The 3,229-nt window shown below is 70.1% G+C and carries 4 protein-coding genes and 1 pseudogene; 3 read left to right on the forward strand and 2 right to left on the reverse strand.

Annotated elements, in window-relative coordinates:
• Together AB0J09_RS60305 and AB0J09_RS60310 are read right to left on the reverse strand one after the other, a co-directional pair.
• Nucleotides 1–554 (reverse strand): annotated as a pseudogene (locus tag AB0J09_RS60305) (two-component sensor histidine kinase); the annotation flags it as partial.
• Nucleotides 555–600: 46 nt separating this feature from the next.
• On the reverse strand, nt 601–1,275 hold the full coding sequence (locus AB0J09_RS60310; protein ID WP_360712797.1) for a response regulator transcription factor: 675 nt from the start codon (nt 1,273–1,275) through the stop codon (nt 601–603).
• A gap of 190 nt (nt 1,276–1,465) precedes the next feature.
• On the opposite strand from AB0J09_RS60310, the gene vanY-N reads away from it, so the two are divergent.
• The 3 genes from vanY-N to AB0J09_RS60325 all read left to right on the forward strand — a co-directional run bounded on the left by vanY-N (nt 1,466) and on the right by AB0J09_RS60325 (nt 3,116).
• On the forward strand, nt 1,466–2,014 hold the full coding sequence (gene vanY-N / locus AB0J09_RS60315) for a D,D-peptidase/D,D-carboxypeptidase VanY-N (protein ID WP_360712800.1): 549 nt from the start codon (nt 1,466–1,468) through the stop codon (nt 2,012–2,014).
• A gap of 85 nt (nt 2,015–2,099) precedes the next feature.
• Complete coding sequence (locus tag AB0J09_RS60320) at nt 2,100–2,507, forward strand: hypothetical protein (protein ID WP_360712802.1); 408 nt, start codon at nt 2,100–2,102, stop codon at nt 2,505–2,507.
• A gap of 9 nt (nt 2,508–2,516) precedes the next feature.
• The gene (locus AB0J09_RS60325; RefSeq protein WP_360712805.1) at nt 2,517–3,116 is read left to right on the forward strand and encodes a hypothetical protein; all 600 of its coding nucleotides are present in this window, start codon (nt 2,517–2,519) and stop codon (nt 3,114–3,116) included.
• Nucleotides 3,117–3,229 lie beyond the last annotated feature (113 nt).

The following is a 3,229-nucleotide window of genomic DNA, read 5'->3' on the forward strand; positions in this document are numbered from 1 at the left end:
ACCGCGAACGCCAGGGCCGCCCCGCCGGTGAGCCAGGCGCGTGCGGCGAGCCCGTCGATGCTGCGCTGTTCGGCAAGCAGGCTGCGCGCGGCGTAGACCTCGATGCCGGACACCTGCGTCGTCCGGTCCGGCTCGACGATCAGCAATGGCGCGCCGATGATCAGGTAGGGCTCGCCCTGCCACACCACACGTTGCCACGCGATCTCGCCGCCGGCCACCACCCGCCGCAACCTCGGTGAAATCACCCCGAGATCCAAGGCCAGCACCCTCCCGCCCGGCCTCCAGCCCGGCGGGGCGACCGGCGAGTGCATCTCGCGGTAGACGGCGACCGCAAACTCCACGCTGTTCTGGTCGGGCACGGCGGCGGCGATGTCGTCGAGCTCTGTCGGGCCCGGCGTCGCGCTCCGCAACGGGTAGAGCGTCTCCAGGCGGCTTTTCATCGCCTGCACCGTGGCATCCTGGGCGCGCTGCAGGATGTCGTTGCGGGCCTGGACGTAGATCCCGCCGGCCAGCGCCGCCGCGGTGACCACACTCAGCAGTGCGAACGCGAACAACAGCCGGGCACGCAGCCCCAGGCTCGGCCAAGGTGCCATCGGCGGCTCACACCGGCCCGAACCGGTACCCGAACCCACGCACCGTCTGCACGTAGACGGGCGCCGCCGAATCGTCCTCGATCTTCGCGCGCAACCGCTGTACACACGCGTCCACGAGACGCGAGTCGCCGAAATAGCCGTGCTCCCACACCGACTCCAGCAGCTGCTGGCGGCTGTGCACCCGGCCCGGCGTGCCGGAGAGCTCGAGCAGCAGGCGCAGCTCGGTCGGGGCGAGGCTGACCGGCACGCCGCGGTGGGCGACCACCAGCCCGGCCCGATCGATGGTCAGGTCCCCGTGCCGCTCCAGCTCCGCCTGGTCCCGGCCGATCCGCCGGAGCACCGCGCGAATGCGTGCCTCGAGCACCCTGGGCTGGACCGGCTTGACCACGTAGTCGTCGGCGCCCGCCTCCAACCCGGCCACCACGTCCATGTCGTCGCCGCGCGCGGTCAGCATGATGATCGGTATCTCCCCGGTGGCCCGGATGCGGCGGCAGACCTCGAACCCGTCCATGCCAGGCAACATCAGATCGAGCACGACGACGTCAGGAAGGTTCGTACGCAGCCGGTCCAGCCCCTGTTCACCGGACTCCACCGCGCTCACCCGGTGCCCATGCCGGGTCAGGGCCAGCTCAAGGCCCTCCCGCACGGCCGGGTCATCCTCGATCAACAACACTCGCGACACGCCGCCGAGTTTCACAGCACGCTCCGTAACTCGCCCGCCGGTCAACCCCATTCACTGTAGGCCGGCCGTGTCCCCGCCTCGTCAGCGCCGTGTCATGGTTGTGTCACGGTCGCGCCGACGGTGGCCGCCGTCGATAAACGGTGACATGCGGCAGACAACGCGCGCATATTCGGCGCCAATCGTAGTCGTCATGAACGAACCACGCACCATCGCACCTCGGCCCCGTGACCGGCTGTTCGCCGTGGTCACGCTGGTGCTCGCCGTGCTCCTGCTGCCTGTGGCGTTCGTCCGCCATCCCGGCCGAGCCCGCGAACTGGCCTGCCGCTGGGCGTTGGGGATGCGATTCCCCGCCGAGGACCTCACCGGGCTCACCGACGGCGCCAAAGCGGCGTTCACCGCGGCGCGCACCGAGGCGCTCTGGCGTCACGGCCAGCTCATCGGCCTCACCTCGGGATACCGCGATCCCCATGTCCAGCAACGGATGTTCGACGAGGAGGTCCGCCGCTCCGGCTCCCCGGCCTTGGCACGAATGCTCGTGTTACCACCGGCGGAATCCAACCACGTCAAGGGCATCGCGCTGGACGTGCGCCCCCACGAAGGCGCGCGCTGGCTCGAGGAACACGGCGCCCGCTACGACCTCTACCGCATGTACGACAACGAGTGGTGGCACTTCGAGTACCGCCCAGACTGCGGCGGCACGCCACCACGACGACGACCCCACCCGGCGTGGGCTACGTAAGCGAGAACAGAGAGCAGATGTAGCCCAGGTGGATCCACCCATGTGTGCGATTTATCGACCGGGCGTTCGGAGAGGGCTTAGGGGTATGTCCGCGGCGTTGTGCGGCGGCGGCTGCAGCGTTCTGTACGTGCACGGTCCCGGCGACATCGGGAAGTCGGCCTTGTTGCGGCGGTTCGCTCACGAGGCAGCGGTGGCGGGACGGCCTGTGTCCATGGTGGACGGGCGCACGTTGGAGCCGTCGCCGGCGGCGTTCGAGGCGGAGGCCGAGCTGGTGCTTCGCGATGCGGACGCGGTGCTGCTGCTCGACAACTTCGAACGGATTCGGGGCCTGGAGGGATGGCTGCGCGAGCGCTTCCTGCCGCGGCTGCCCATGGGGGTGCTGGTGGTGGTCGCGGGACGATACCCGCCGGATGCTCTGGAGATCTGCGCGCACGCGTACATGACGACGGAGGACCTGCTGCGGGCGGCTCTGCCGGAGGACGCCGGGACGTAGTTCAGGTGGTTGCGGCGGCTGCCGTTCGTGGAGTCGTGCAGCCTCGGGCTGTGTCCGCATGACATGGTGCGGGAGCTGCTGGAGGCGGACCTGCGCTGGCGGGATCCCGAGGGGTACGCGGTGATGCACGACCGCATTCATGCGCATCTGGCGGAGAGGGTGCGCACAGCGAGCGATGTGGACGTGCTCGGCGCGGTGGCGGCACTGCTCTACCTGCATCGCGGCAACCGGGCGCCGGCCGATTTCCACGGCCGCCACGACGAGGGCGAGTTCCAGGAGGAGGTGTTGCGGGAGGAGGACGTCGGCGCGTTGCTCCGAGTGGCGACGGCGGCGGAGGGTGCGGCGTCCGCGGGCTGCGCCGCGTTCTGGGTGGAACGTCAGCCGGAGGCGTTCCGTGTGTATCGACGGACAGAAACCGGCGAGCCCGCGGCTTTCCCCGCGTGGTTGCGTTTGGCGGAGTTCGCTGAGGCGTTGCGCCAGTTGTCGCGGCCGGACGCGCTGGCCGCTTCCCCACTGACGCGCACCAGGCTGATCGACGAGCGGGTCTGCGCCGACCTGTGGCACCGGGAGCTGTATGGCACCGACGCACCGGCGTACCGATCCACCTGAGCCGCCACATCGTGCCACGACCGAGGGTGTGTCAGTCGGCCAGCGCGAAGCCGGCCGCCGCCTCCGCGTGCAGCCGAGCGCTCGGCAGCACCGGGATGGCGGTGTCCTTCTCA

The sequence above is a fragment of the Nonomuraea sp. NPDC049784 genome (assembly GCF_040659615.1).
GTDB lineage: Bacteria > Actinomycetota > Actinomycetes > Streptosporangiales > Streptosporangiaceae > Nonomuraea.